At 45.7% G+C, this 24515-nt stretch carries 20 protein-coding genes; all 20 read left to right on the top strand.

All coding sequences use genetic code 11. The features are described 5' to 3' along the window. The first annotated feature begins 18 nt into the window (after positions 1 to 18). The 20 genes from dnaE (at position 19) to ACFQ1X_RS03145 (ending at position 24418) form a co-directional block, all read left to right on the top strand. On the top strand, positions 19 to 3081 hold the full coding sequence (gene dnaE, locus ACFQ1X_RS03050; RefSeq protein WP_379081429.1) for a DNA polymerase III subunit alpha: 3063 nt from the start codon (positions 19 to 21) through the stop codon (positions 3079 to 3081). Between the two features lie 114 nt (positions 3082 to 3195). Continuing rightward, the gene (locus tag ACFQ1X_RS03055) at positions 3196 to 3849 is read left to right on the top strand and encodes a FadR/GntR family transcriptional regulator (protein WP_144838820.1); all 654 of its coding nucleotides are present in this window, start codon (positions 3196 to 3198) and stop codon (positions 3847 to 3849) included. Continuing rightward, complete coding sequence (gene accD, locus ACFQ1X_RS03060) at positions 3833 to 4705, top strand: acetyl-CoA carboxylase, carboxyltransferase subunit beta (protein WP_144838822.1); 873 nt, start codon at positions 3833 to 3835, stop codon at positions 4703 to 4705. Before ACFQ1X_RS03055 ends, accD begins: the two co-directional genes overlap by 17 nt. Continuing rightward, complete coding sequence (accA, locus tag ACFQ1X_RS03065; RefSeq protein WP_144838824.1) at positions 4698 to 5663, top strand: acetyl-CoA carboxylase carboxyl transferase subunit alpha; 966 nt, start codon at positions 4698 to 4700, stop codon at positions 5661 to 5663. The genes accD and accA overlap by 8 nt, the downstream gene beginning before the upstream one ends. Positions 5664 to 5809: 146 nt before the next feature. Beyond that, the gene (pfkA, locus tag ACFQ1X_RS03070; protein ID WP_144838988.1) at positions 5810 to 6769 is read left to right on the top strand and encodes a 6-phosphofructokinase; all 960 of its coding nucleotides are present in this window, start codon (positions 5810 to 5812) and stop codon (positions 6767 to 6769) included. Between the two features lie 21 nt (positions 6770 to 6790). Continuing rightward, positions 6791 to 8551 carry a pyruvate kinase gene (pyk, locus tag ACFQ1X_RS03075; protein WP_144838826.1) on the top strand — a complete coding sequence of 587 codons (1761 nt, stop codon included), beginning with the start codon at positions 6791 to 6793 and terminating at the stop codon, positions 8549 to 8551. A gap of 27 nt (positions 8552 to 8578) precedes the next feature. Then, positions 8579 to 8962 (top strand): FxsA family protein, encoded by a 384-nt coding sequence (locus ACFQ1X_RS03080; protein ID WP_379081310.1) that lies wholly within the window; start codon positions 8579 to 8581, stop codon positions 8960 to 8962. Positions 8963 to 9148: 186 nt separating this feature from the next. Continuing rightward, the gene (citZ, locus tag ACFQ1X_RS03085; RefSeq protein WP_144838830.1) at positions 9149 to 10264 is read left to right on the top strand and encodes a citrate synthase; all 1116 of its coding nucleotides are present in this window, start codon (positions 9149 to 9151) and stop codon (positions 10262 to 10264) included. A 393-nt stretch (positions 10265 to 10657) separates the two neighbouring features. Continuing rightward, positions 10658 to 11926: an NADP-dependent isocitrate dehydrogenase gene (gene icd / locus ACFQ1X_RS03090; RefSeq protein WP_144838832.1), complete on the top strand. Its 1269-nt coding sequence runs from the start codon at positions 10658 to 10660 to the stop codon at positions 11924 to 11926. A 151-nt stretch (positions 11927 to 12077) separates the two neighbouring features. Beyond that, positions 12078 to 13016: a malate dehydrogenase gene (gene mdh, locus ACFQ1X_RS03095; RefSeq protein WP_144838834.1), complete on the top strand. Its 939-nt coding sequence runs from the start codon at positions 12078 to 12080 to the stop codon at positions 13014 to 13016. Between the two features lie 113 nt (positions 13017 to 13129). Beyond that, positions 13130 to 13606, top strand: coding sequence for a MaoC/PaaZ C-terminal domain-containing protein (locus ACFQ1X_RS03100; protein WP_144838836.1), 477 nt, complete (start codon positions 13130 to 13132; stop codon positions 13604 to 13606). Positions 13607 to 13650: 44 nt separating this feature from the next. Then, positions 13651 to 14361: a response regulator transcription factor gene (locus tag ACFQ1X_RS03105; RefSeq protein WP_144838838.1), complete on the top strand. Its 711-nt coding sequence runs from the start codon at positions 13651 to 13653 to the stop codon at positions 14359 to 14361. Next, on the top strand, positions 14358 to 15755 hold the full coding sequence (gene pnpS, locus ACFQ1X_RS03110) for a two-component system histidine kinase PnpS (protein ID WP_144838840.1): 1398 nt from the start codon (positions 14358 to 14360) through the stop codon (positions 15753 to 15755). The genes ACFQ1X_RS03105 and pnpS overlap by 4 nt, the downstream gene beginning before the upstream one ends. Positions 15756 to 15769: 14 nt before the next feature. Then, entirely contained in the window at positions 15770 to 16987 is a 1218-nt protein-coding gene (locus ACFQ1X_RS03115) for a carboxylate--amine ligase (protein ID WP_144838843.1), read from the top strand. Between the two features lie 184 nt (positions 16988 to 17171). Next, positions 17172 to 18137 carry an FtsH protease activity modulator HflK gene (hflK, locus tag ACFQ1X_RS03120; protein WP_144838845.1) on the top strand — a complete coding sequence of 322 codons (966 nt, stop codon included), beginning with the start codon at positions 17172 to 17174 and terminating at the stop codon, positions 18135 to 18137. Next, complete coding sequence (hflC, locus tag ACFQ1X_RS03125) at positions 18137 to 19108, top strand: protease modulator HflC (RefSeq protein WP_144838847.1); 972 nt, start codon at positions 18137 to 18139, stop codon at positions 19106 to 19108. The genes hflK and hflC overlap by 1 nt, the downstream gene beginning before the upstream one ends. A gap of 80 nt (positions 19109 to 19188) precedes the next feature. Then, positions 19189 to 21807: a DNA polymerase I gene (gene polA, locus ACFQ1X_RS03130; protein ID WP_144838849.1), complete on the top strand. Its 2619-nt coding sequence runs from the start codon at positions 19189 to 19191 to the stop codon at positions 21805 to 21807. 15 nt (positions 21808 to 21822) lie between these two features. After that, positions 21823 to 22692: a bifunctional DNA-formamidopyrimidine glycosylase/DNA-(apurinic or apyrimidinic site) lyase gene (gene mutM, locus ACFQ1X_RS03135; protein WP_144838851.1), complete on the top strand. Its 870-nt coding sequence runs from the start codon at positions 21823 to 21825 to the stop codon at positions 22690 to 22692. Between the two features lie 9 nt (positions 22693 to 22701). Then, positions 22702 to 23289 carry a dephospho-CoA kinase gene (gene coaE / locus ACFQ1X_RS03140; protein ID WP_144838853.1) on the top strand — a complete coding sequence of 196 codons (588 nt, stop codon included), beginning with the start codon at positions 22702 to 22704 and terminating at the stop codon, positions 23287 to 23289. A 115-nt stretch (positions 23290 to 23404) separates the two neighbouring features. Next, positions 23405 to 24418, top strand: a complete 1014-nt coding sequence (locus ACFQ1X_RS03145; protein WP_144838855.1) for a glyceraldehyde-3-phosphate dehydrogenase — start codon at positions 23405 to 23407, stop codon at positions 24416 to 24418. The last annotated feature ends 97 nt before the right edge of the window (positions 24419 to 24515 follow it).

Below are 24515 nucleotides of genomic sequence, written 5' to 3' on the forward strand. Positions count from 1 at the left end.
GGAGGGATTCTTTTGTCAATGGTCTATCCATACATAAGTACGTCGGCAGATTTGCTGAAGAGCACAGTGCGCCTTGATGAACTTTTCCCTTTTCTGAAAGAACAGGGGACGGCCGCCGTCGCTATCGTCAATACTGCCTTATACGGCGTGCTTCCATTTTGGGAGGCATGCTACAAAGCCGGCATCCATGGGGTGCTCGGCTTTTCGACGTCCATCGAATTCGAAGAGCAGCATTATCCGGTCGTGCTTTATGCGCAGAGCAATACAGGGTACGCAAATTTGCTTAAAATTTCGAGTGCCCTTGCTACACGCAAACGGGAGTCGATTCCGGAACAATGGCTGAACGCATATCAGGAAGGACTCATTTGTGTGATTCCAGACGGGCTCGAATGGACCTTGACAGACCGCAGTGAAATCTTCGACTACATTTCCGCTATTTTTGGAGAGCGTTGTTATGGCAGCATCCAACGGCCGGGAGGCGAAATATCAGAAAGTGAAGAAGATTTTATTGCAGTATGCAAAAGTAAATCTCTCCCGATCATTGCCACGCAGGAAGTCCGTTACCTGAAAAAAGAAGGCGCCTTTGCTCATGAAGTGGCAGCGGCTATTGGACAGGGACTGAAGTTGTCAGATGATCAGCGGATTTCACCACAACACACAAATGCTTACGCACCAACTGCAGATGAGATGAAAAATTGGTTTTCGGACCGGCCGGAATGGCTGTCTGCTGCAGAGAAAATGCTCGAGAGCTGCATAGTAACCATTCAAACAAATCGGCAGCTGCTCCCGGTTTTTCCATTAGCCAAAGAAATAAATAAAGCAGATTACATAAAAGAATTATGTCAACAAGGTGTTAAGGAAAGGCTGGGTAGAGCCTCAATAGACAGCGAGTATTTGTCGAGGCTGGAATACGAGCTTGATGTCATTGGGACAATGGGCTATATCGATTATTTTCTGATTGTAGCTGATTTTATGAAATTCGCACGTAATGAGGGAATCATGACCGGCCCGGGGCGGGGTTCATCCGCCAGTTCACTGGTCGCATTTTCCCTGCAAATAACCGATGTTGATCCACTCGAACACGGTTTGCTGTTCGAGCGATTCCTCAATCCGGAGCGTGTGACGCTGCCGGATATCGATATTGATTTTGCCGATCACCGAAGGCATGAAGTGGTGGAATATGTCGCCAGGAAATATGGACAGGCAAGAACGGCTCAGATCATCACATTCGGCACTCTATCCGCCAAAGCGGTTGCCCGCGATACAGCAAGGGTTTTCGGTTTTGACAATGAAGACCTCGAAGCTATTTCAAAAATGATTCCCAACAGGCCGGGCACAACTTTGCGCTCTGCTTTAAAAGAGAATAAGGCTCTTAATGACTGGATTATTGCGCAGGAAGAGCGGAAAACCTGGTTCAAGACCGCGATTCAGCTGGAAGGCCTGCCGCGCCATGCTTCGACACACGCAGCAGGAGTCATCCTGAGCCCCACTGCACTGGTGGATTATGTACCAATTGAAGAAGGCAATGAAGGAATCTACCTGACACAATGGCCGATGGGTGACCTAGAAGCCATTGGCTTATTGAAAATGGATTTTCTCGGATTGCGGAATCTGACGATACTTGAACAAATCCAAAGATTGGTGAAATGGGACACCGGAAAATTGATTGACTACCGAAAGATCTCACTGGATGATCAAAAAACTTATGGTTTATTGGCTGAAGGAGACAGTTCGGGCGTGTTCCAGTTGGAATCAGACGGAATGCGCAAGGCGCTGCGGCAGATCCAGCCGACCGCTTTTGGAGACATCGTCGCAGTAAACGCACTTTTCCGGCCGGGCCCGATGGAATTCATTCCGTTATATGCCCGCAGAAAACATAAACTGGAAGCTGTAACTTATGTTCATCCAATATTGGAGCCGATCCTGAAAGAAACGTACGGAGTTATCGTCTACCAGGAGCAGATCATGAAAATTGCTGCCCAGATGGCAGGATTCTCTCTGGGTGAAGCTGATATTCTAAGACGCGCTGTCAGCAAAAAGAAACGAGAAATCCTGGATCAGGAACGGGTCAATTTTGTAAATGGTGCGTTGAAAAAAGGATTTAAGGAAAGTGAAGCTACGGAAGTTTATGATTTGATTGTTCGTTTCGCGGATTACGGCTTTCCGAAAAGCCACGCGGTCGCCTACAGCATGATTTCATACCAGCTGGCATACATGAAAGCGAATTTTCCGGTGCACTTCTATACGGCAATGCTTGGCAATTCCACCGGCAATGCTGAAAAGACAAAGCAGCTGCTTCAGGAAGTGAAAGAAAAAAACATTCCTTTATTGCCGCCTTCGGTCCAAAAGAGCTTTTCTTCCTATTCTATAGAAGAAGGTAAAATAAGAATCGGTCTGAACAGCGTTAAAGGTGTACCGGGAACGGCAGTAAAAGCTTTGCTTGCTTCACGGATGGAAGGGGAGTTCACCAGTCTTTTTAATATCGCGGAGCGGGTATCGGCCATTCATTTTACCCGCAAAGCTTTTGAGCCTTTGATCAAAGCCGGTGCGCTTGATGATTTCGGGCTGGACCGTGGAGTGCTTCTTGCTTCTCTTGACAGTGCCGTGAAACATGCAGAACTCGTCAGGCCCGATCTGGAACCGGGATTATTTGACGACACGGGCATCAGTTTCATGAAACCGAAATATACAAAGGCTTCTCCGATTCCGGAAAATCTTAAATTGGATCTGGAAATGGAAGTGCTGGGCTTTTATCTTTCAACCCACCCGCTCCAACGTGAAAAAGAGCAGAGGCAGAAGAACTATGACGATTTGAAATCATTGAAGCATAAGCGGGATAAAGACCGCGTTATTGTGCTCGGCATGGTAGAAGAAGTCAAAAGGATCCGCACGAAAAAAGGTGATGCTATGGCGTTCGTCAACTTGCAGGACGACACGGGTCCGGCGTCAGTCACATTATTCCCTGAAGAATACGCGAAATTCAATGCTTTGCTTTTAGAAGATGCGATTCTTGAAGTGCAGGGCATTATCGAAAATCGTAATAACCGTACATCGATCATATGCAAAAATATCGGCAATTGACTGCTTTTCTGAAAAGAAAAGCAGTTTTTTCTTTACGTCAGACATTTTTTTTTGTATTATAGGGGAATATGAGTGGTCAGACCACTTTCAAAAAAATGGAAACAGGGGTCGGTTATGAATCAGCCAAAACGATATTTGGACATTGTCCTGGATATACGAAAAATGATCAGTCAGGAAAGGATCAGGCCCGGTGACAGAATTCCATCTGAAAGGGAATTGGCCGAAACATTGAAAGTTGGCCGTTCAACCATTCGGGAAGCGTTAAGAAGTCTTGAATTATTAGGTTTGATTGAAACGCGCAGAGGAGAGGGAACTTTTCTCGCTGACCATCGCAATCATCAGCTGGTTGAGGTGCTGTCGACCTTTATACTGCAGGATAATCAGTCTCAAAGGGATGTTTGGGAGACCCGGAAAATTCATGAGATTGCCGCAGTGCAAACAATTTGCAGCGATAAAGCAGTGAGTGAATTGCCTGTTTGGAAAGGTTTCTTACAGCGCATCGATGACGGGGATGGATTCCTGAGGGAAGATCTGATACGTGAAATGATCGTTTTATCCGGAAACCGCCTGTCTTTGAAAATTTGGCTCCTATTAGCTCAATATAGTGGGAATCCTTATAAAGACCGGATAACTCCGGCTGAATCGGAAATGGTCAAAGGGATATTGAATTCAATCAGCCAGCAGAATGTTGAAAAAGCCGTTTCCGAATTAAGAAATTGGGTTGACTGGCTGCAAAAGGAGAGTAAAAAAGATGACAATGATACGTGATATATTCAAGCGCAATAGAGAGCGGAACGGTCCCACTATACCTTCTAAAGCAGCAAAGGACGTCCCGGAAGGGCTTATGTTCAAATGCCCGGAATGCAAACACATCGTATTGACGAAAGAGCTGGCGAAACTTCAGAAGGTTTGCCCGAAATGTGATCATCATTGCAAGATGACGGCATACGAACGAGTGGAAAGCCTGATGGATAAAGATTCCTTTACATCGATTGACGACCATTTGAAAAGCGCAAACCCACTTGGTTTTCCGGGATACAGTGAAAAAATTGAAGCAGACAGCAAAAAAACCGGACTGAATGAAGCGGTTCTTACCGGAACCGGCAAAATTGACGGTCAGCCGGTTGTCGCTGCAATTATGGATTCGCACTTCCGTATGGGATCAATGGGCTCCGTTGTTGGAGAAAAAATAACTCGCGCCGTTGAAATGGCTACGGATAAAGGGCACCCATTTGTAATTTTCACAGCAAGTGGCGGAGCGCGCATGCAGGAAGGCGTTTTATCTTTGATGCAGATGGCGAAGACCAGTGTGGCGTTGAAACGGCACAGCAATGAAGGTTTATTGTTCATCTCGATTTTGACCCACCCCACAACTGGTGGCGTTTCAGCCAGTTTTGCGTCTGTCGGAGACATCAATATCGCAGAACCAAAAGCATTGATCGGGTTTGCAGGGCGACGGGTAATCGAACAGACAGTAAGAGAAAAATTGCCTGAGGATTTCCAGACATCCGAATTTTTACTGGCACATGGCCAGCTTGATGCGGTGGTTCACCGCCATCAAATGCGTGAAACATTATCTTTGCTGATCAAATTGCATACGAAAGGGGCTGTGGCAAATGGCTAAAAAAGTTCAAAAGTCGCTGCCGTTTGAAGAACCATTAATCCAGCTCCGTAAAAAAATTATCGAGTTGAAGGAATATACCGAAAATGCAGAAGTGGATTTAAGTTCAGAGATAGCCAGTCTGGAAGCACGACTGGAAAAGCTGGAGACTGAAATATACGTGGATATGAAACCGTGGGACCGCGTCCAGGTGGCACGCCATCCGAACCGACCGACCACGCTGGATTATATGCCATACATTTTTGACGATTTCATCGAACTCCATGGAGATCGGTTGTATGGAGACGACGAAGCGATCGTCGGGGGCATTGCTTCTTTTGGAGGCCAGCCGGTTACAGTCATCGGCCATCAGCGGGGCAAGGAAACAAAAGAGAACGTCCGCAGGAATTTCGGCATGCCGCATCCCGAAGGCTATCGTAAAGCTTTGCGTCTGATGAAACAAGCCGAAAAATTCAAGCGGCCAATCATCTGCCTGATCGATACAAAGGGCGCGTACCCCGGAAAAGCGGCAGAAGAGCGTGGACAAAGTGAAGCCATCGCCCGGAATCTTGTTGAAATGGCCGGTCTGGAAGTTCCGGTCGTATCCATCGTTATCGGTGAAGGCGGAAGTGGTGGAGCGCTCGCCCTGGGTGTTGGAAACCACATTTTGATGCTTGAAAACTCCACTTTCTCTGTGATTTCGCCGGAAGGTGCCGCTTCGATTCTTTGGAAAGATTCAGCGCTCGCCCAAACAGCGGCTGAAGCAATGAAGATCACTGCCCCGGATCTTCTTGAGATGGGTATCATTGAACGGATGATCCCGGAAATACGCGGCGGCGCTCATCACGATCCCGAAAGACAGGCAGAATTGCTGTCAGCTGCCATCAAACAATCTTTAGATGAACTGAATGTGCTTGACGGAGCAGCATTAATCGACCAGCGCTACAATAAATTTAAAGCTATCGGTGTATTTACAGAATAATGACCGCTTCGGCGGTTATTTTTGTGTTCTGGCGTCTGTTTGGGAAACTGGATATATAATGAAAAAAACAGGGTAAGTGAACTGACAGCAAAGCATATATCGTGGTAAGGTGAATGAAGCATTAGGAAGATCAGGAGGCATGAATGATGAAGCGAATCGGAGTATTGACAAGTGGCGGTGACTCGCCTGGAATGAACGCAGCGGTGAGGGCCGTGGTCCGGAAAGCGATTTTTCACGAAGTGGAAGTTTTTGGTGTTTATTATGGTTACCAGGGCCTTTTAAATGGTAATATCCAAAGATTGGAAGCAGGCGATGTTGGAGATATCATTCAACGCGGCGGCACGAAATTGTATTCTGCAAGGTGCGAAGAATTCAAGTCGGATGAAGGACAGATGCGTGCAATCGAGCAACTGAAAAAACATGGCATTGAAGGTCTGGTGGTCATTGGCGGAGATGGTTCCTACCGCGGCGCCATGGCTTTGACAGAAAAAGGTTTTCCATGTGTTGGCGTCCCTGGAACAATTGATAATGATATTCCGGGTACAGATTATACGATCGGATTCGATACGGCACTTAATACTATTATAGAAGCTATCGATAAAATCCGGGATACAGCGACAAGTCATGAGCGCACATTCATAATTGAAGTAATGGGCCGTGATGCTGGAGACCTGGCGCTTTGGGCAGGTCTTGCCGGCGGTGCAGAAACGATTTTAATTCCTGAAGTCGATTTTGATATGGATGACATGATCGACCGTTTGCAAAAAGGAAAGAAACGCGGTAAAAAACACAGTATCATTATCGTCGCTGAAGGTGTGATGAGCGGCAATAAGCTGGCAGAAATGATGCACGGGAAAATGGAACTGGAAACTAGGGTTTCTGTTCTTGGCCATATTCAAAGAGGCGGTTCCCCAACCGGGCGAGATCGTGTGTTGGGCAGTCTTTTTGGTGCCCGAGCTCTGGAAGTTCTGATTGAAGGCACTGGTGGGCGGGCTATTGGCATGAAAAATCATCAAGTGGTAGACTATGATATGACAAAAGCGTTTCTTGGTGAACATGACACCGATATGAGTTTGTATAAATTATCCAAAGAATTATCAATTTAAATGCTAATTGGAGTGAGTCAATTGAGAAAAACGAAAATCGTCTGTACCATTGGACCAGCAAGTGAAACACCGGAAATCCTGGAATCCCTTATTGAAGCCGGGATGAACGTTGCCCGACTTAATTTTTCACACGGCAATCACGAGGAGCATGCCGAACGCATCAAGCGTATCCGCGCAGCTTCTGAAAAAACAGGGAAAATTGTTGGGATCCTTCTTGATACGAAAGGCCCGGAAATTCGTACCCATCAAATGGAGAACGACGGCATCGATCTGGTGACAAATCAGAAAATCGCCATTTCGATGACAGAAGTGCTTGGTACAGCTGACAAGTTTTCCATCAGCTACGACCAATTGATCGATGATGTCGATACAGGATCCATTATCCTTTTGGACGATGGATTAATCGAATTGCGTGTCGCGAGCATCGATAAGGAAAATGGCCTGCTTCACACGATCGTTGAAAATGCCGGTACTTTAAAAAGTAAAAAAGGCGTCAACGTACCAGGAGTTTCTGTCCAGCTTCCGGGAATTACCGAGAAAGATGCTCAGGATATTCTTTTTGGCATCGAACAGGGCGTCGATTTTGTAGCGGCATCTTTCGTCAGAAGATCTTCTGATGTAATGGACATTCGCGAGCTTCTTGAAAAAAATGGCGGTTCACATATCCAGATCATCCCGAAAATCGAAAACCAGGAAGGCGTAGACAATATCGACAAAATTATCGTGGTATCTGACGGCCTTATGGTAGCGAGGGGCGATCTTGGTGTGGAAATTCCTGCTGAAGAAGTGCCACTGGTCCAAAAATCCTTGATCGAAAAATGCAACAGCGCCGGCAAACCTGTCATCACTGCCACGCAAATGCTCGATTCCATGCAGCGCAACCCACGTCCGACGAGAGCTGAAGCAAGTGATGTGGCCAATGCGATCTTTGATGGCACCGATGCAATTATGCTGTCAGGCGAAACAGCAGCCGGTATCTATCCAATCGAATCAGTTGAAACGATGCACCGCATTGCAATGACAACTGAATCAGCTCTGAATTATAAACAGCTTGTTTCCAATAGAAGAAAAGATAAAGAGTCGAATATGACTGAAGCAATCGGACAGGCGGTCGTCTATACGGCATTGAACTTGAAAGTGAAAGCCATCATAGCGCCGACTGAAAGCGGCACAACTGCCAAGATGATTTCAAAATACCGTCCGGAATCACCGATTATTGCCGTGACATCGTCTGAAATAGCAGCCAAAAAACTTACGCTTGTGTGGGGTGTTCGGCCGATTGTCGGCACACCGGTATCTTCAACTGATGAATTATTCGCGATTGCCGTTGATGAAAGCCTGAAACACGGCTATGTTGACCACGGAGATCTGGTAGTTATAACTGCAGGCGTCCCTGTCGGCAAAGCGGGAACTACCAATCTGATGAAAGTTCATGTCATCGGAGATATTGCTGCAAAAGGGCAGGGAATCGGCAAGCTGGTCGGCTACGGCGAATCGCTTGTGGTCAGATCAGCTGAAGAAGCGAAGGCGGCGGATGCCGAAGGGAAAATCATCGTCACCATCGGCACTGACCGTGAAATGATGCCGGCCATTGAAAAATGTGCGGGGATCATTACAGAAGAAGGCGGCTTGACGAGTCATGCGGCAGTAGTTGGATTGAGCCTTGGAATCCCTGTAATCGTCGGCGTTAAAAATGCCACTAGCATTATTAAAGACAAAAAAGACATTACAATTGATGCAGATAGTGGAGTCGTTTACCACGGACATGCAAGTGTTCTGTAAGATTTATACAGGAGGTGTCGGGTCATTATGAAGTGGCTGGTCGCAATATTGATCGTTGTTCCCGCACTCGAATTGGCGCTGCTGATATGGGCAGCAAATAATATCGGATTTTTCTTTACTGTGGCAATGATTATCACCACCGGCCTGGTAGGTGCTTTCCTTGCCAAAAAACAAGGTATAAGAGCAATTGGCGACATTCAAAAAGGCATGTCGAATTTCCAGCCGCCGGGTGAAAACCTGATGAATGCAGCTTTTATCCTGGTTGGCGGGGTCATGCTGCTGACTCCCGGCTTCATCTCGGATGCGGTAGGGTTCAGCTTGTTATTCGCACCAACACAGAAATTGTACAAGCCAATGGTTCATCGATTTATCCATAAAAAAATGAAAAATACTCGGGTTATCGTTGGCTGACCCGAGTTTTTTTATCGACTTTCTCTTCCAAATTACAGAAAAACAAGCGTTTTCATTCACAAAGTAAGGTTAATTGATTATAATGGACAAGGTAGGGAACTTATCAGAGTTTCATAAACGCAGATGAATCATCATTCTGCCTTTTTTTGTGGAATGGTGAATTATACTGAAGAAGGAGCGAATTTTATGACATCGTCAAAAGGTTTAGAAGGTGTAGTAGCTACACAATCCGCCATCAGTTCAATTATTGATGACACGCTTACATACGTTGGCTACAATATCGATGATCTGGCTAACAATGCCAGCTTCGAAGAAGTGATTTATCTTTTATGGCATCAGCGGTTGCCGAAAGCAAACGAACTTGCTGAACTGAAACAGCAATTGGCTGAAAATATGGCAGTTCCACAGGCTGTATTGGATCATTTCAAAACATACGAAATCAAAAACGTTCATCCAATGGCTGCACTACGTACAGCTGTATCGATGCTTGGTCTTTTCGATGACGAAGCTGAAGAGATGAATCCGGAAGCGAATTACCGCAAAGCAATCCGCATCCAGGCGAAAATCGCTACATTGGTGACTGCATTCGGACGCGTCCGTGCCGGCCAGGAACCTGTTGAACCGAAAAAAGATTTAAGCTTTGCTGCCAACTTCCTTTATATGTTGTCCGGTGAAGTTCCGGCTGACATCGAAGAAGAAGCATTCAATAAAGCATTGGTGCTCCATGCAGACCACGAGTTGAATGCTTCAACATTCACTGCTCGTGTTGCTGTTGCAACTCTTTCTGATGTTTATTCCGGTGTTACTGCAGCTATTGGCGCTCTTAAAGGCCCACTTCACGGTGGAGCAAATGAGCAGGTCATGAAAATGCTGACAGAAATCGATTCGGTTGAAAACGTTGAAAAAGTTATCACTGAAAAGCTTGATAACAAAGAAAAAATCATGGGCTTCGGCCACCGCGTCTACCGTAAAGGTGACCCGCGTGCGAAACATCTTCGTGATATGTCTCAGAAATTGACAAAAATTCGCGGAGAAGAAAAATGGTATGAAATGTCGATCAAAATCGATGAAATCGTTACGGGCCAGAAGGATCTTCCGCCAAACGTGGATTTCTATTCTGCTTCTGTCTACCATTCATTGAACATCGAACATGACCTTTTCACACCGATCTTTGCGGTTTCACGTACTTCCGGCTGGTTGGCTCATATCCTTGAGCAGTATTCAAACAACCGTCTGATCCGTCCGCGCGCAGAGTACATCGGACCAGGAATGCAGACTTATGTTCCTGTTGAAAAGAGATAATCTCATCATTTTAAAATTAATGACAGTCTTTGATAATCGCTTCGGCGCTATGGACAAGCCTCCCGCAACAAGCCGAGAAGACCACTCGTCTTATTGCTCCGGTCGGCATTCACCTGCTCCTGAGCCGCGCCGGCACTTAGATATGGAGCAAAACAGCGCAGACGCCCAGGGGAGCAGAAATGGCGTTGGCTTTCCAACGTCGTTTCGACGAAGTGCTGAGATCCACTCGGGCGAAGAGCCCGAGTTAGCTCAGCGCAAGCCCCCAGGCAAGCGAAGCTGTTTTGCGGAATGTCGATTATTTAAACAGTTGTTATAATTGAAGAAAATAACTAAAGACAATAGGGCTGACACCTAGTGCAGCCCTATGACTTTGACTACAGGAGGAATTTTATAATGGCAAACGGCGAAAAAATCACAACAGATAACGGTGTATTGAACGTACCTAACAATGCGGTAATTCCATACATCATCGGTGACGGAACTGGACCGGATATCTGGCATGCAGCTTCACGCGTTCTTGAAGAATCAGTAACTAAAGCTTACAACGGCGAAAAATCGATTGTCTGGAAAGAAGTTCTTGCCGGACAAAAAGCATTCGACGAAACTGGTGAATGGCTTCCTGAAGAAACTCTTGAAGTGATCCGTGAGTATTTGATCGCGATCAAAGGACCTCTTACAACGCCAATCGGCGGCGGTATCCGTTCATTGAACGTGGCACTTCGCCAGGAGCTTGACCTTTATACATGCTTACGCCCTGTGCGTTATTTCGAAGGCGTACCTTCACCGGTTAAACGCCCTGAAGACACTGATATGGTCATCTTCCGTGAAAACACTGAAGATATCTATGCGGGTATCGAATATGCAAACGGCAGTGACGAAGTTAAAAAATTGATCTCTTTCTTAACTGACGAAATGGGCGTTAAAAACATCCGTTTCCCAGAATCATCAGGTATCGGCATCAAGCCAATTTCTGAAGAAGGAACAAAACGCCTTGTGCGCGCAGCAATCAACTATGCATTGACTGAAGGCCGCGAGTCTGTAACTCTTGTACACAAAGGAAACATCATGAAGTTCACTGAAGGAGCTTTCAAAAACTGGGGCTATGAAGTGGCTGAACAGGAATTCGGCGATAAAGTCTTCACTTGGAACGAATACGATAAAGTGAAAGACGAGCAAGGAACTGATGCTGCAAACAAAGCGCAGGAAGAAGCTCTTGCTTCAGGCAAAATCCTTGTTAAAGATTCGATTGCTGATATTTTCCTACAGCAGATCCTTACACGTCCAAGTGAGTTCGATGTAGTTGCAACAATGAACTTGAATGGCGATTACATCTCTGATGCACTTGCTGCGCAAGTAGGCGGAATTGGTATCGCTCCTGGAGCGAACATCAACTACGATACTGGACATGCTATTTTCGAAGCGACTCACGGTACTGCACCTAAATATGCTGGACAAGATAAAGTGAACCCTTCATCAGTCATCCTTTCAGGCGTCTTGATGCTTGAACACCTTGGCTGGAGCGAAGCGGCGAAATTGATCACAAACTCTATGGAAAAAACAATTGCTTCCAAAGTTGTAACTTATGACTTTGCACGTCTAATGGACGGTGCAACTGAAGTAAAAACTTCAGCGTTCGCTGATGAGCTAATTAAAAATATGTAATTTTAAGAGAGAGGGGACTTCCTCTCTCTTTTTTATGTGGTGGAAATTGAGTTCCAATTGTTTCAAAATGCCATACTAAGGAAATTGTAATGGAGTAGAAGCTTTCAATCATTCTTTGGTATTTAAAAATATGATACAAAGGGGAATAGCCATGACATTCAAACGTAAAAAAGTATCAGTGATCGGTTCAGGATTTACTGGAGCAACAGCCGCCTTTCTTTTGGCGCAAAAAGAACTGGGAGATGTCGTATTGGTCGACATTCCGGAAATGGAAGATCCGGCAAAAGGCAAGGCGCTTGATATGGCTGAAGCCGGTCCGGTTATCGGTTTTGACGCAAATGTGACCGGCACTGCAGATTATAAGGACACGAAGGATTCGGATCTCATCATCATAACAGCTGGCATTGCCCGTAAACCCGGAATGAGCAGAGATGACCTGGTTCAGACCAACCAAAAAATCATGAAGTCCGTTACGGCAGAAATCGTCAAATATTCACCGCATTCCACAATTCTGGTGCTGACTAATCCGGTGGATGCCATGACCTATACTGTGTTTAAGGAATCGGGATTTCCGAAAGAGCGAGTTATCGGCCAATCGGGCGTGTTGGATTCGGCACGATTCCGTACGTTTATCGCGCAGGAATTAAATCTTTCCGTTAAAGACATCAGTGGATTTGTATTAGGCGGCCACGGCGATGATATGGTGCCGCTCGTCCGTTATTCTTATGCAGGAGGAATTCCACTTGAAACCTTGATAGCTAAAGAGAAACTGGATGCCATCGTGGAGCGGACCCGTAAAGGCGGCGCGGAGATCGTCAACCTTCTTGGAAACGGTTCAGCCTATTATGCCCCTGCGGCATCGCTCGTTGAAATGGCGGAAGCGATCATCAAGGATCAGCGACGCATCATGCCTTCCATTGCTTATCTGGAAGGTGAATATGGCATGGATGGAATCTATCTCGGAGTCCCGACCATCCTTGGCGCGGGCGGAATAGAGAAAATCATTGAGATAACTTTAAACGAGGAAGAAAAAGCATTATTGAATCACTCGGCTGAATCTGTCAGAGCAGTTATGAAAGTCCTGACATAACGCAGAACAAACAGGCAGAAAGCCGCAGCCGGCTGCTTCACCTGTATCTACTGCATTTGCATTTCATTTCTTAATTGATATTATTAAGATATAAGACCACAGGAGGGATTTTAATGTTGCTCGGAAAAAAACGGAAGTTAGGCCGTAAAATCGAGGATATGGCGATTGGCGAAAAACTGAAGCTTACAGAAAATATTGAGGATAAAGATCTTCTTCTCTATCTTGGACTTACAAACGATGGAAATCCTCTGTATATCCAACATGATTTCGCATCGCAGACGAAATTTGAAAAACCGGTTGTTCCGACAGCGATGCTGACAGGCATCATCACTTCGGCCGTGTCGAAATATCTGCCGGGACCTGGATCTTATATCAAGGAACAGCATCTGAAATTCAGCAAGCCCGTCTATCATTATGCTTCCATCGATTTTCTTTTGGAAGTTACCGAAGTGAATGTTGCAGCAAATGAAGTTACGGTCCGCGTGGAAGCTGCCGATGAAAATGGAGATTTGGTGCTCGAAGGCAACATTATTGCGAATCCACCTCAAGTGCTTAGTCAGCTGACCACACAAGCAATGGATAATTTCTGATTGGTTTGAAATGGGGGTTTCAAACTGAATGTGGAGGCTGTTAAATGCAGAAGAAAATACTAATTATAGAAGACGAACAATCCATCGCAACATTATTATCTTATAATCTTCAACAGGCCGGTTATGAAACGATCATCGCAAACGATGGGAAAGAGGGCTTCGATCTCGCCATCAGCGAGTCGCCATCATTAATCGTACTCGACCTGATGCTGCCTTCAATGGATGGGGTGGAAGTCTGCAAAGAATTGCGACTCCAGAAAATAAGTATTCCGATCATTATGCTTACGGCAAAAGATGATGAATTCGATAAGGTGCTTGGACTGGAACTTGGAGCGGATGATTATATGACTAAGCCTTTCAGTCCAAGGGAAGTCGTTGCAAGAATCAAAGCAGTCCTTCGCAGATCCGAAGGCATGAAGGTCACACGAGACGATTGGTCTTCATCCGAAATGAGTTTTGGCAAGCTGAAGGTCTACCCTGAACGATACGAAGCTTTTCTGAACGATGAACAATTGGAGTTCACACCAAAAGAATTCGAGCTTCTGGTCTATCTGATGGAGAATAAGAACCGGGTTTTGACGCGTGACCAATTATTGAGTTCGGTATGGAAATATGATTTTGCAGGAGACACCCGTATTGTCGATGTCCACATCAGCCACTTAAGGGATAAGATAGAAGAAAACAGCAGAAAGCCTGTGTTCATCAAAACAATCCGGGGACTTGGTTATAAATTTGAGGAGCCCAAGCTGATATGAAGCCATTTCGGCGCCGCATTTTAGGCAACCTGCTGCTATGGCTCGGGGCTTTGTTAGTGAGTCTCTACGTCGTAGTGATACAATTATTACCTTTATACGATGATGCAGTCAGCCGGCTGGAATTTTGGCTCCTGCTCGGTTTGGTATTCCTTCTGGCATTTATAGTTTCTGCAGCTGTAGGCTACCGGGTCATCAAAGTTCTTATCGCACCTATCGAAAATATTACGGAAACAGCCATGGAACTGGTCAAAGGCAATTATCAGGCCAGAGCTTATGAAGAACCATTGGCTGGTTCTTCCTCGCTGAGTTCCACTATCAACGTGCTGGCTCGCAATCTGCAGGAAATCACCGCTGTGCGTGAAATGGAACAGGAACGTTTGAAAACGCTCATTGAAACGATGGGCAGTGGTTTGATCATGGTTGATCGGCAAGGCAAAATTTCACTGTTCAATAAATACTTCCAAAACGAATTTGAATTGCGTGCTGAAAAGCTGATCGGCAAATTTTATGGCGAGCTCCCTATTCCGGACAAGCTGGCAAGTTTTATCGAAAAGGTGTTCATGACTGAAACCCCAGCCCGTGAGCAGATGGAGTATCAGGCAGGCATCAATAAACGGGCATTGGAAGTTTACGGTGCACCTGTTATCGGAAATCATGAACAGTGGCTTGGTATTGTCATTGTGCTCCATGACATTACCGAGCTGAAACGGCTCGAGCAGATCCGAAAAGATTTCGTGGCGAATGTTTCACACGAATTGAGGACGCCGGTAACTTCCATAAAAGGTTTTTCAGAAACACTGATTGATGGCGCTTATAAAGATGAATCGAGCTTACTCTCTTTTATGGAGATCATTCAGACAGAGGCAAATCGGCTGGAAACTTTGATCGAGGAACTTCTCGAATTATCTCGGGTGGAGAAAAGCGGTTTTCAGGTCGATGCCCAGCCGACAGATATGAAAGCAGTCATCGAATATGCGATTGAGCTGATGCAGCCAGGGCTGACTGAAAAGAACATGACGCTGAAAACGCATCTAACACCAGTGAATGTCGCAGGAGATGCCAATCGGCTTGTGCAAATTCTCATGAATTTATTGGCTAATGCCATAAACTATTCCGCGCCCGAAAAGACGATTGAAATCAGCCTGTATGAAAACCGGAATCAGGCAGTCATTAAAGTGAAAGACGAGGGGATTGGTATCGCTTCGGCTGAAATTCCCCGACTTTTTGAACGTTTTTACCGGGTAGATAAAGCAAGGAGCCGTAATTCAGGCGGCACTGGACTCGGATTGTCAATTGTTAAACATTTAATCGAGGCACATCATGGGAAAGTGGAAGTCGACAGCACAGTTGGTGTCGGCACTACATTCACCATTTATTTGCCTTTGGCTAGTTAATTTAGGAGGAAATTATGGTTACTAAACACCCTTTTTTGCCGATTATTATCGGTACCGATATGAACGCTTATAATATGGCCATTTCTTTTCATGAAGCATATGGCATAAAACCGATTTTAGTCGGCAAAGAACCCCTGTCATTCACTTCATTAAGTACAATCACTGAAAACATCGAATTGCGTTCAGGCATTGCGGATGATTCCCGGTTTGCTGATATCCTGATCGATGTTGCCGATAAGTACAGAACGCCCGGCAAAACCCTGCTGCTTATTGGGACGAACGACCTTTATGTGCGGCTGATCATTGAAAATGCGAAAATACTGCGGGAGCATTATGTCTTTAATTATATTAATGAGGATTTGATGAACCAACTGCAGGTTAAAGCGAATTTTTACGAGCTTTGCAAAGTGCATGGCATCGATACGCCAACAACGGTCTTTTATGATTGCAATTCAAAAGAGCCATTCAACGATGAAATGATATACCCTGCTATCATCAAGCCGAGCAATGGCATCGAGTACAATAAACTCCATTTTGAAAACCAGCAGAAAGTCTATAAAGTCGAAAGTCCGAAAGAATTGCACGAGGTGATCCAGCAAATTAAAGCAGGCGGCTATCGCGGTGAACTGATTATCCAGGATTATATTCCCGGAGATGATACATTCATGTGGGATTCGGTCATCTATTCGAATTCCAAAGGAAAAACACAACTGGTCAGTTTTGCGCAGGTCGTATTGCAGGAACATACAGTTTCGGCTATCGGAAATTATACAGCGCTGATCACCCGTTTTGACAAAGAGATAATGGTCAAGCTGCAGAACTTTCTGGAGGCGGTCGGTTATCAGGGCTTTGCGAATTTCGATTTGAAATACGATGCTCGGGATAAAAAGTTCAAAGTGTTTGAAGTGAATATTCGCCAGGGCCGTTCAAGTTATTACGTAACTGCCCTCGGACATAATATGGCTGAGTATTTTGTTGATGATCTTATTTATCAGAAGGACAAACCGGTGACTTATTTGAATGAAGATTTTCTCTTCACGGTTGTGCCGAAAATCGTTTTACGTAATTTTGTCAAAAACAAAGCGGTCCTTAAAGACATAAAACGCCTGATTAAAGGAGGCCAATATGGAAACCCGCTTTTCTATAAGAAAGACAAACATCTGAAACGCAAATTGTACCTGTTTGCGCGCCAGGTGAATTACTATAAAAAATATAAGAATAATCAATGGTAAATTTACACAGACTTAACACTGTCTTCATATTGGGGTGTTATATTCTAATAGAACCCCCTTTCAACTCATAAAAAAGGAGAAGGACCTTCCACGAGGTCCTTCTTCTTTTTTTTTTTTTTTTGAAACCATTCGACAGTTTTTCCGTATATTACCTATACATAGAATTCAATTGGAGGGAAAGAATATGACAACCAGAAAAATACTGTCCATCATCGGGTTATCCATCGCAGGGATCCTGCTTCTCGTAGCTGTTCTCACATCTTGGTATACAGTGGATGAATCCGAACAGGCCGTCATCATCACATTCGGTGTAGTCAACGAAACCATTGTCGAACCCGGCCTGCATTTCAAAATGCCCTGGCCGATCCAGCGGGCTGAAACTTTATCCAAGGAAACATTCAGTCTTCAATTCGGTTACAGTCAGGATGAAGACGGTGAAATCGTCTCATTCGACAAAGAAACAAAAATGATAACCGGCGATGAATATATTGTGCTGACCGACCTGGTTGTACAGTGGAAAATCACAGAACCAAAGAAATATCTTTTCAATGCAGAAAATCCGGAAGATATTTTGCATGATGCCACGTCTGCATCAATCCGTTCGATTATCGGCAGTTCGCTGATCGATGATGCCCTGACTTCCGGGAAAGCGGAAATAGAAGCGGATACACGGGACCTGCTGGCATCATTAATCGAGAAATATGATATCGGTATTTCAGTGTTGGCGGTTAAATTGCAGGATGTCGAATTGCCCAACGAAGAAGTACGCGCGGCATTCACGAATGTTACGGATGCACGTGAAACGATGAACACGAAAATCAACGAAGCCAGAAAGTATGAAAATCAGAAACGCAATGAAGCGCTTGGTGAAAAGGCGGCGATCAATTCCCGTGCCGAAGGCCAGAAAGTGGCGCGTGTGGAACAAGCAATTGGGGACGTTGCAGTATTTGATAAATTATTCACTGAATATGAAGCTAACCCCGAAGTTACAAGACAGCGCCTGATTCTGGAAACGCTGGAATCGGTCCTGCCCAACGCGAAACTGTACATCATGAACGACGAAGGCGGAACGATGAAATATCTGCCACTCGGAGACAACCAGGCAGTAGTGCCGCCGGTGGCTGAAGCTGAAACGGGAGGGGACAATTAATGGAAACGAATAAACCGCAAAACGAAACCAGCAAATTTGATGCCTACAGCCCTTCCAAGAAGCAAAAGCCGCCGAAAGATCCCATCAACTTCAAAAAATATTGGAAAATGATTGTGGCCCTGACACTGGCTTTTATTGTATTGCTGATCGTATTGACCAATGTCTATGTCGTCAAGGAAAGCGAGTACCGGGTCGTCCGCCAATTCGGAGAAGTTGTGGATATTAAAGAAGACCCGGGGCTGCATATGAAAATTCCGTTTATCCAAAGCCTGACAACGCTGCCGAAACACCAGATGATCTACGATGTGTCGGAAGCTGAAATCAATACACGCGATAAAAAACGGATTATTATCGATAACTATGCAGTTTGGCAAGTCACGGACCCGCGCAATCTGATCACCAATGCGGTGACGATCGTCAATGCGGAATCACGCATGGAAGAGTTTATCTACTCGGTGATCCGTTCAGAGCTTGGCCAATTGAATTACGATGAAATCATCAACGATGAGAATTCATCAAGAGGCAGTTTGAACGACAACGTCACAGCAAAAGTCAACGAGCTCCTCGAGAAAGACAAATACGGCATACGGGTGGCGGATGTCCGGATGAAGCGGACGGACCTTCCGGAAGAAAACGAGCAATCGGTTTATACACGGATGATTTCAGAGCGTGACTCCACTGCACAGGATTATTTATCGCAGGGAGATGCGAAAAAACAGGAAATCGAAGCACAGGCTGACCGGGAAGCCCAGGAAGTCATCGCGACTGCCCGCAAAGAAGCTGCATTGATCCAGGCAGAAGGGGAATCCGAAGCGGCAAGGATTTATAATGAGTCCTTCTCGAAAGACCCGGAGTTTTACCAGTTGTACCGGTCACTCCAGTCCTATACGAAAACAATCGGTGATGATACCGTCATCATCCTGCCGTCAGACTCACCTTACGCCAGTGTCCTGTCAGGGATAATGGAATAAACCGAGCCGTCATTTCTCTTCTTTTTGCCCGCGTGGTAAAATAAAGGGAATGACGGTTTTTTATTGAAAGGGGTAATTTTGTGGCTAAGAAAATACTTTTACTGGACGGTAATAGTTTGGCGTATCGCGCATTTTTCGCGCTTCCGCTGCTGACAAATGAAAGTGGCATCCACACGAATGCAGTCTATGGTTTTACGATGATGCTGCAGCGAATTCTTGAAGAGGAACAACCCACCCATATGATGGTTGCGTTTGATGCCGGGAAGACGACGTTTCGAAATGAAACGTTCAGTGAATACAAAGGCGGACGCCAGAAAACGCCGCCCGAATTATCCGAGCAATTTCCTTATTTGCGGAAGCTGATCGATGCCTATCGCATTAAACAATATGAATTGCCAAATTACGAGGCAGACGACATTATCGGAACGCTCAGCCTGGAAGCTGAGCAGCAGGGAGACGAAGTCGTTGTCATTTCGGGAGATAAAGATTTGACGCAATTGGCTTCTCCTACCACGACGGTTTACATCACGCGCAAAGGGATTACCGATATCGAAAAATATACGGTTGACCATATCAAAGAGAAATACGGTTTAACACCTCTGCAGATCATCGATATGAAAGGCCTGATGGGCGATGCTTCCGATAATATTCCGGGCGTTCCGGGTGTGGGTGAAAAAACCGCACTCAAATTGCTGGCAGCCCATGGTTCGGTGGAAGGCGTTTACGAGGCAATCGACCAGCAAAAAGGGAAGATGAAAGAAAAATTGGTCGCCAATGAAGACCTGGCCTACATCAGCAAGAAGCTGGCGACAATTGAGCGCAAGGCTCCTGTCGAAGTGAAACTTGAGGAATTGGGCTATGCCGGTCCGGACCAGGATGAGTTGGTGCGGATTTGGAATGAGCTGGCTTTCAAATCGTTATTGGAAAAAATGGATTACACGGCTGAAGAAACAGTCAAAGAAGAATTAAAATTTACCGTTGTGACGGAAGTGGACCCATCCATCCTGAAAGATGAAATGGCAGTGCATCTCGAATTGTATGATGAACATTACCACACATGCGATCTGCTCGGCGTGGCTTTGTCTGACAACAATGAGGTCTATGTCATTTCTATGGATGTTGCAAAAGAATCAGAAACTTTCAAAGCCTGGCTGGCAGATCCGGCTAAGCGTAAGTATATGTCGGATTCCAAAGCCTCGACTGCCGCTTTCCTGCGCTGTGAAATCGAGTTGGATGGAGTCGACTTCGATTTGATGCTCGGCGCCTATATCGTCAATCCGTCCCTGACATATACCGATATGGCGAACATTGTGCTGGAATACGGCTATACAGATGTTTCGACGAATGAACAAGTTTATGGCAAAGGTGCGAAAAAGAAAGTGCCAGAAGATGCTGTCCTGCATGAACATATCGCCAGAAAAGCGCGGGCCATCTGGAAAGTGCGCGACGTCATCATCAAAAAGCTGGAGGACAATCAGCAATTTGATCTGTACGATAAATTGGAATTGCCACTGGCCACTGTGCTTGGAGAAATGGAATCGCTTGGCGTCATGGTGGATCGCAACCAATTGTCGGATATGGGCAAGGAATTGTCCGAAAAACTTGAGAAGATCGAAGTGGAAATCTACAGCCTGGCAGGCCAGGAATTCAATATCAACTCACCGAAACAATTGGGCGTCATTCTTTTTGAAAAACTGGGATTGCCGCCGTTGAAGAAAACCAAGACCGGCTATTCGACAGCAGCCGATGTGCTGGAAAAATTGGAAGGGCAGCACGAAATCATTTCGCATATTCTGCTTTACCGCCAGCTGGGCAAGCTGCTGTCCACTTATATAGAAGGTTTATTGAAGGAAATTCATGAGGATGGCAAGATCCATACACGTTTTCAGCAGGCATTGACGACAACTGGCCGATTGAGTTCGACCAACCCGAACCTGCAGAATATTCCGGTCCGCCTTGAAGAAGGGCGGAAAATCAGAAAAGCGTTTGTTCCTTCGCATCCTGATTGGGTGATGGTGGCTGCCGATTATTCCCAGATTGAATTGCGGGTTCTAGCTCATATGTCTGAAGACGAACGACTCGTCCAAGCGTTCAAAGATGACCGGGATATCCATACTGCCACAGCGGCAGATGTTTTCCATGTGTCCCTGGAAGAAGTGACAGGTGCACAGCGCAGTGCGGCCAAAGCGGTAAACTTCGGGATTGTTTACGGCATCAGTGATTACGGTCTTTCACAAAGTCTCAATATTCCACGCAAGGAAGCAGCGGAATTCATCGAGCGCTATTTGAAGAGCTTCCCTGGAGTTCAGCAATACATGACAAATATCGTCGCATCTGCTAAGAAAGAAGGATTTGTAACTACTTTGATGAACCGCCGCCGTTACTTGCCGGACATCACAAGTTCAAATTTCAATCTTCGCAGCTTTGCAGAACGGACAGCGATGAACACACCGATTCAGGGAAGTGCGGCCGATATCATCAAGAAGGCGATGATTGACATGGACGAAGCACTCGAACGTGAAGGATTGAAAGCGAACATGCTTCTGCAGGTGCACGATGAGTTGATCTTCGAAGCACCAAAGGACGAATTAACCCGTTTGATGGAGCTGGTTCCGTCAGTCATGGAATCGGCTGTGGCACTGAATGTTCCATTGAAAGTCGATATCGCACATGGCGACACCTGGTATGAAACAAAATGATTGGAGGCCGATAAGATGCCTGAACTTCCTGAAGTCGAAGGAGTGGTGCGGCAGATACGGCCTGTTGCCATCGGCAAAAGGATCGAGGATGTATTCGTTTCCGATACCATCCGGCTGTCCAAGACCGGCGGCCGTGAAGCGATCCTGAAAAAGATTGAAGCTGACAGTTTTATTGACCGGGTCAAAGGCTCTCAGATTGTCAGCGTGGAACGCCGCAGCAAATATATTTATTTTGGATTAAGAAAAGATGTTGAATTTCTGCTCGTCAACCACCTGGGAATGTCAGGTGCATGGTTTTACGTCGACAGCCTGCTGTCGATTCCGGAAGAGAAGTTCCGCAGGCATGTCCATGTGGTTCTGACTTTGAGTGATGGCAATCTTCTCGCTTATTCAGATATACGGCGTTTCGGTGAAATGCGCGTGCTGCTCCATGAAGGCGATTATCCACCGCTCCTGCTGATGGCTCCGGAACCGTTTGCAGAAGGGGCAATGCAGCATTTTCTGGACATGGCCGATTCCGCCAAATACCGCAATAAACCGATTAAAGAAGTGATAATGGACGGTCAGGTGATTTCCGGAGCAGGCAATATTTATGCGACGGAAGCCCTTTTCCGGATGAAAATCCACCCGAACAGATCTGTGCGGCGTATCAGCAGAAAACGCAGAATTGAATTATTTGAAGCAATCGTCGAAATTTTACTCGAAAGCATCGAAGCAGGAGGCAGCACCATTTCTGATTACCGGAACGTCAACGGCGAATCAGGGGGCATGCAAAACCGCTTCGCCATATATGGAAAAAAACAATGCATGGCTTGCGGCACTGTGACCAAAACCCTGAAAATCGGGGGGCGCACATCTGTATACTGCCCGGCATGCCAAAAATGAGGGCTGATGATGATTATTGGATTGACAGGAAGTATAGCCAGCGGGAAAAGCACAGTTTCAAAAATGCTGGAAGCATTGGGTTATCCGATAATTGATGCGGACATGGTCGCGCGGCAAGTGGTCGAACCCGGATCGGAAACACTGAAAAAAATTGAAGCTTTATTCGGTCCGGAAGTGATCAGAACGGATGGCTCGATGGATCGTGAAAAAGTTGGAGCACTCATCTTTTCAGATCCTGCAAGGAGAAAGCAATTGAACGATATCATCCATCCGGCAATCCGTGAAGAAATGCTGAGAAAACGGAACGAATATCTTACTGAAGGATTCCGGACAATCGTTATGGATATACCGTTGCTGTTCGAAAGCAAATTACAGCATTTTGTCGATAGGATCCTTGTCGTCAGTGTAACCGAAGAAAACCAGCTTGCCCGCCTGATGGAGCGGAACGGGTTGAGTGAAAAGGACGCCAGAGCCCGGATCAGCTCGCAGCTGCCCATGTCCGTCAAAGAAGAAGGAGCTGACGCGGTAATTTATAATAATGGCACGGTTGAAGAAACCGCTCTTCAATTGGACAGAATCCTGGAACAGTGGCAGTGAAAGTTCACAAAAATGAAATATTCATCCGCTTTTGAGGTTCTGTAATCGACATAATGTGTTATACTATATAACGGATTAAAAAATAAGTATAACTTAATTAATGGAGGACTTTTAAATGACAGTGTCTATTGCAATTAATGGATTTGGCCGTATTGGCCGCATGGTGTTCAGACAGGCCATCCTGATGGATGACGTAACGATTTCAGCGGTAAATGCCAGCTATCCTGCTGAAACCTTGGCTCATTTGATAAAGTATGACTCAAATCACGGCATCTTTGACGCCGAAGTAAGAGCTGAAGAAGGAGCTTTAATTGTTAATGGGAAACGTGTTCAACTGGTCAGCGAACGCGACCCACTGAAACTCCCATGGAAAAAGATGGGCATTGATATTGTCATCGAAGCTACGGGTAAATTCAATTCGCGCGATAAAGCTGCTCTTCATCTTGAAGCCGGTGCAAAAAAGGTTATTTTGACTGCTCCTGGTAAAAATGAAGACATCATGATTGTAATGGGTGTTAACGAAGATCAACTGGATATTGCAAAACACGATGTCATTTCGAACGCCAGCTGCACGACAAATTGTCTCGCGCCTGTTGCAAAAGTCCTCAACGATTCGTTTGGAATCGACAACGGTTTGATGACGACTGTTCACGCTTACACAAACGACCAAAAAAATCTGGATAACCCGCACAAGGATCTGCGACGTGCCCGTTCGTGTGCCCAGTCGATCATTCCAACTTCGACGGGTGCTGCGAAAGCGCTGTCACAGGTTTTGCCTGATCTGGAAGGAAAAATGCATGGGATGGCGTTGCGTGTTCCAACTCCGAACGTCTCGTTGGTAGACCTGGTGGTCGATCTGAATAGAGATGTGACGGTTGAAGAAGTCAATGAAGCATTCATTAATGCTTCAAACGGGCCGTTGAAAGGAATCTTGAGCTTAACGATGGAACCTTTGGTTTCAATAGATTTTAATACGACAACGGACTCTGCCATTGTCGACGGTCTGACTACCATGGTAATTGCAAACCGGAAAGTCAAAGTGCTGGCATGGTATGACAATGAGTGGGGCTATTCAGCCCGCGTTATCGACCTGACAAAAAAGGTCGCTTCAGCAATGAGTGCAAATTAAGAACGAAAACCACTTTTCCTATTATTATGGAGAAGTGGTTTTTTTCTGTTTAAGAGTGTATAGGGGTATTTAATATATGAAAGCGGGCGCTGTCGCT

Source organism: Metaplanococcus flavidus (assembly GCF_042675885.1).
Lineage (GTDB): Bacteria > Bacillota > Bacilli > Bacillales_A > Planococcaceae > Planococcus > Planococcus flavidus.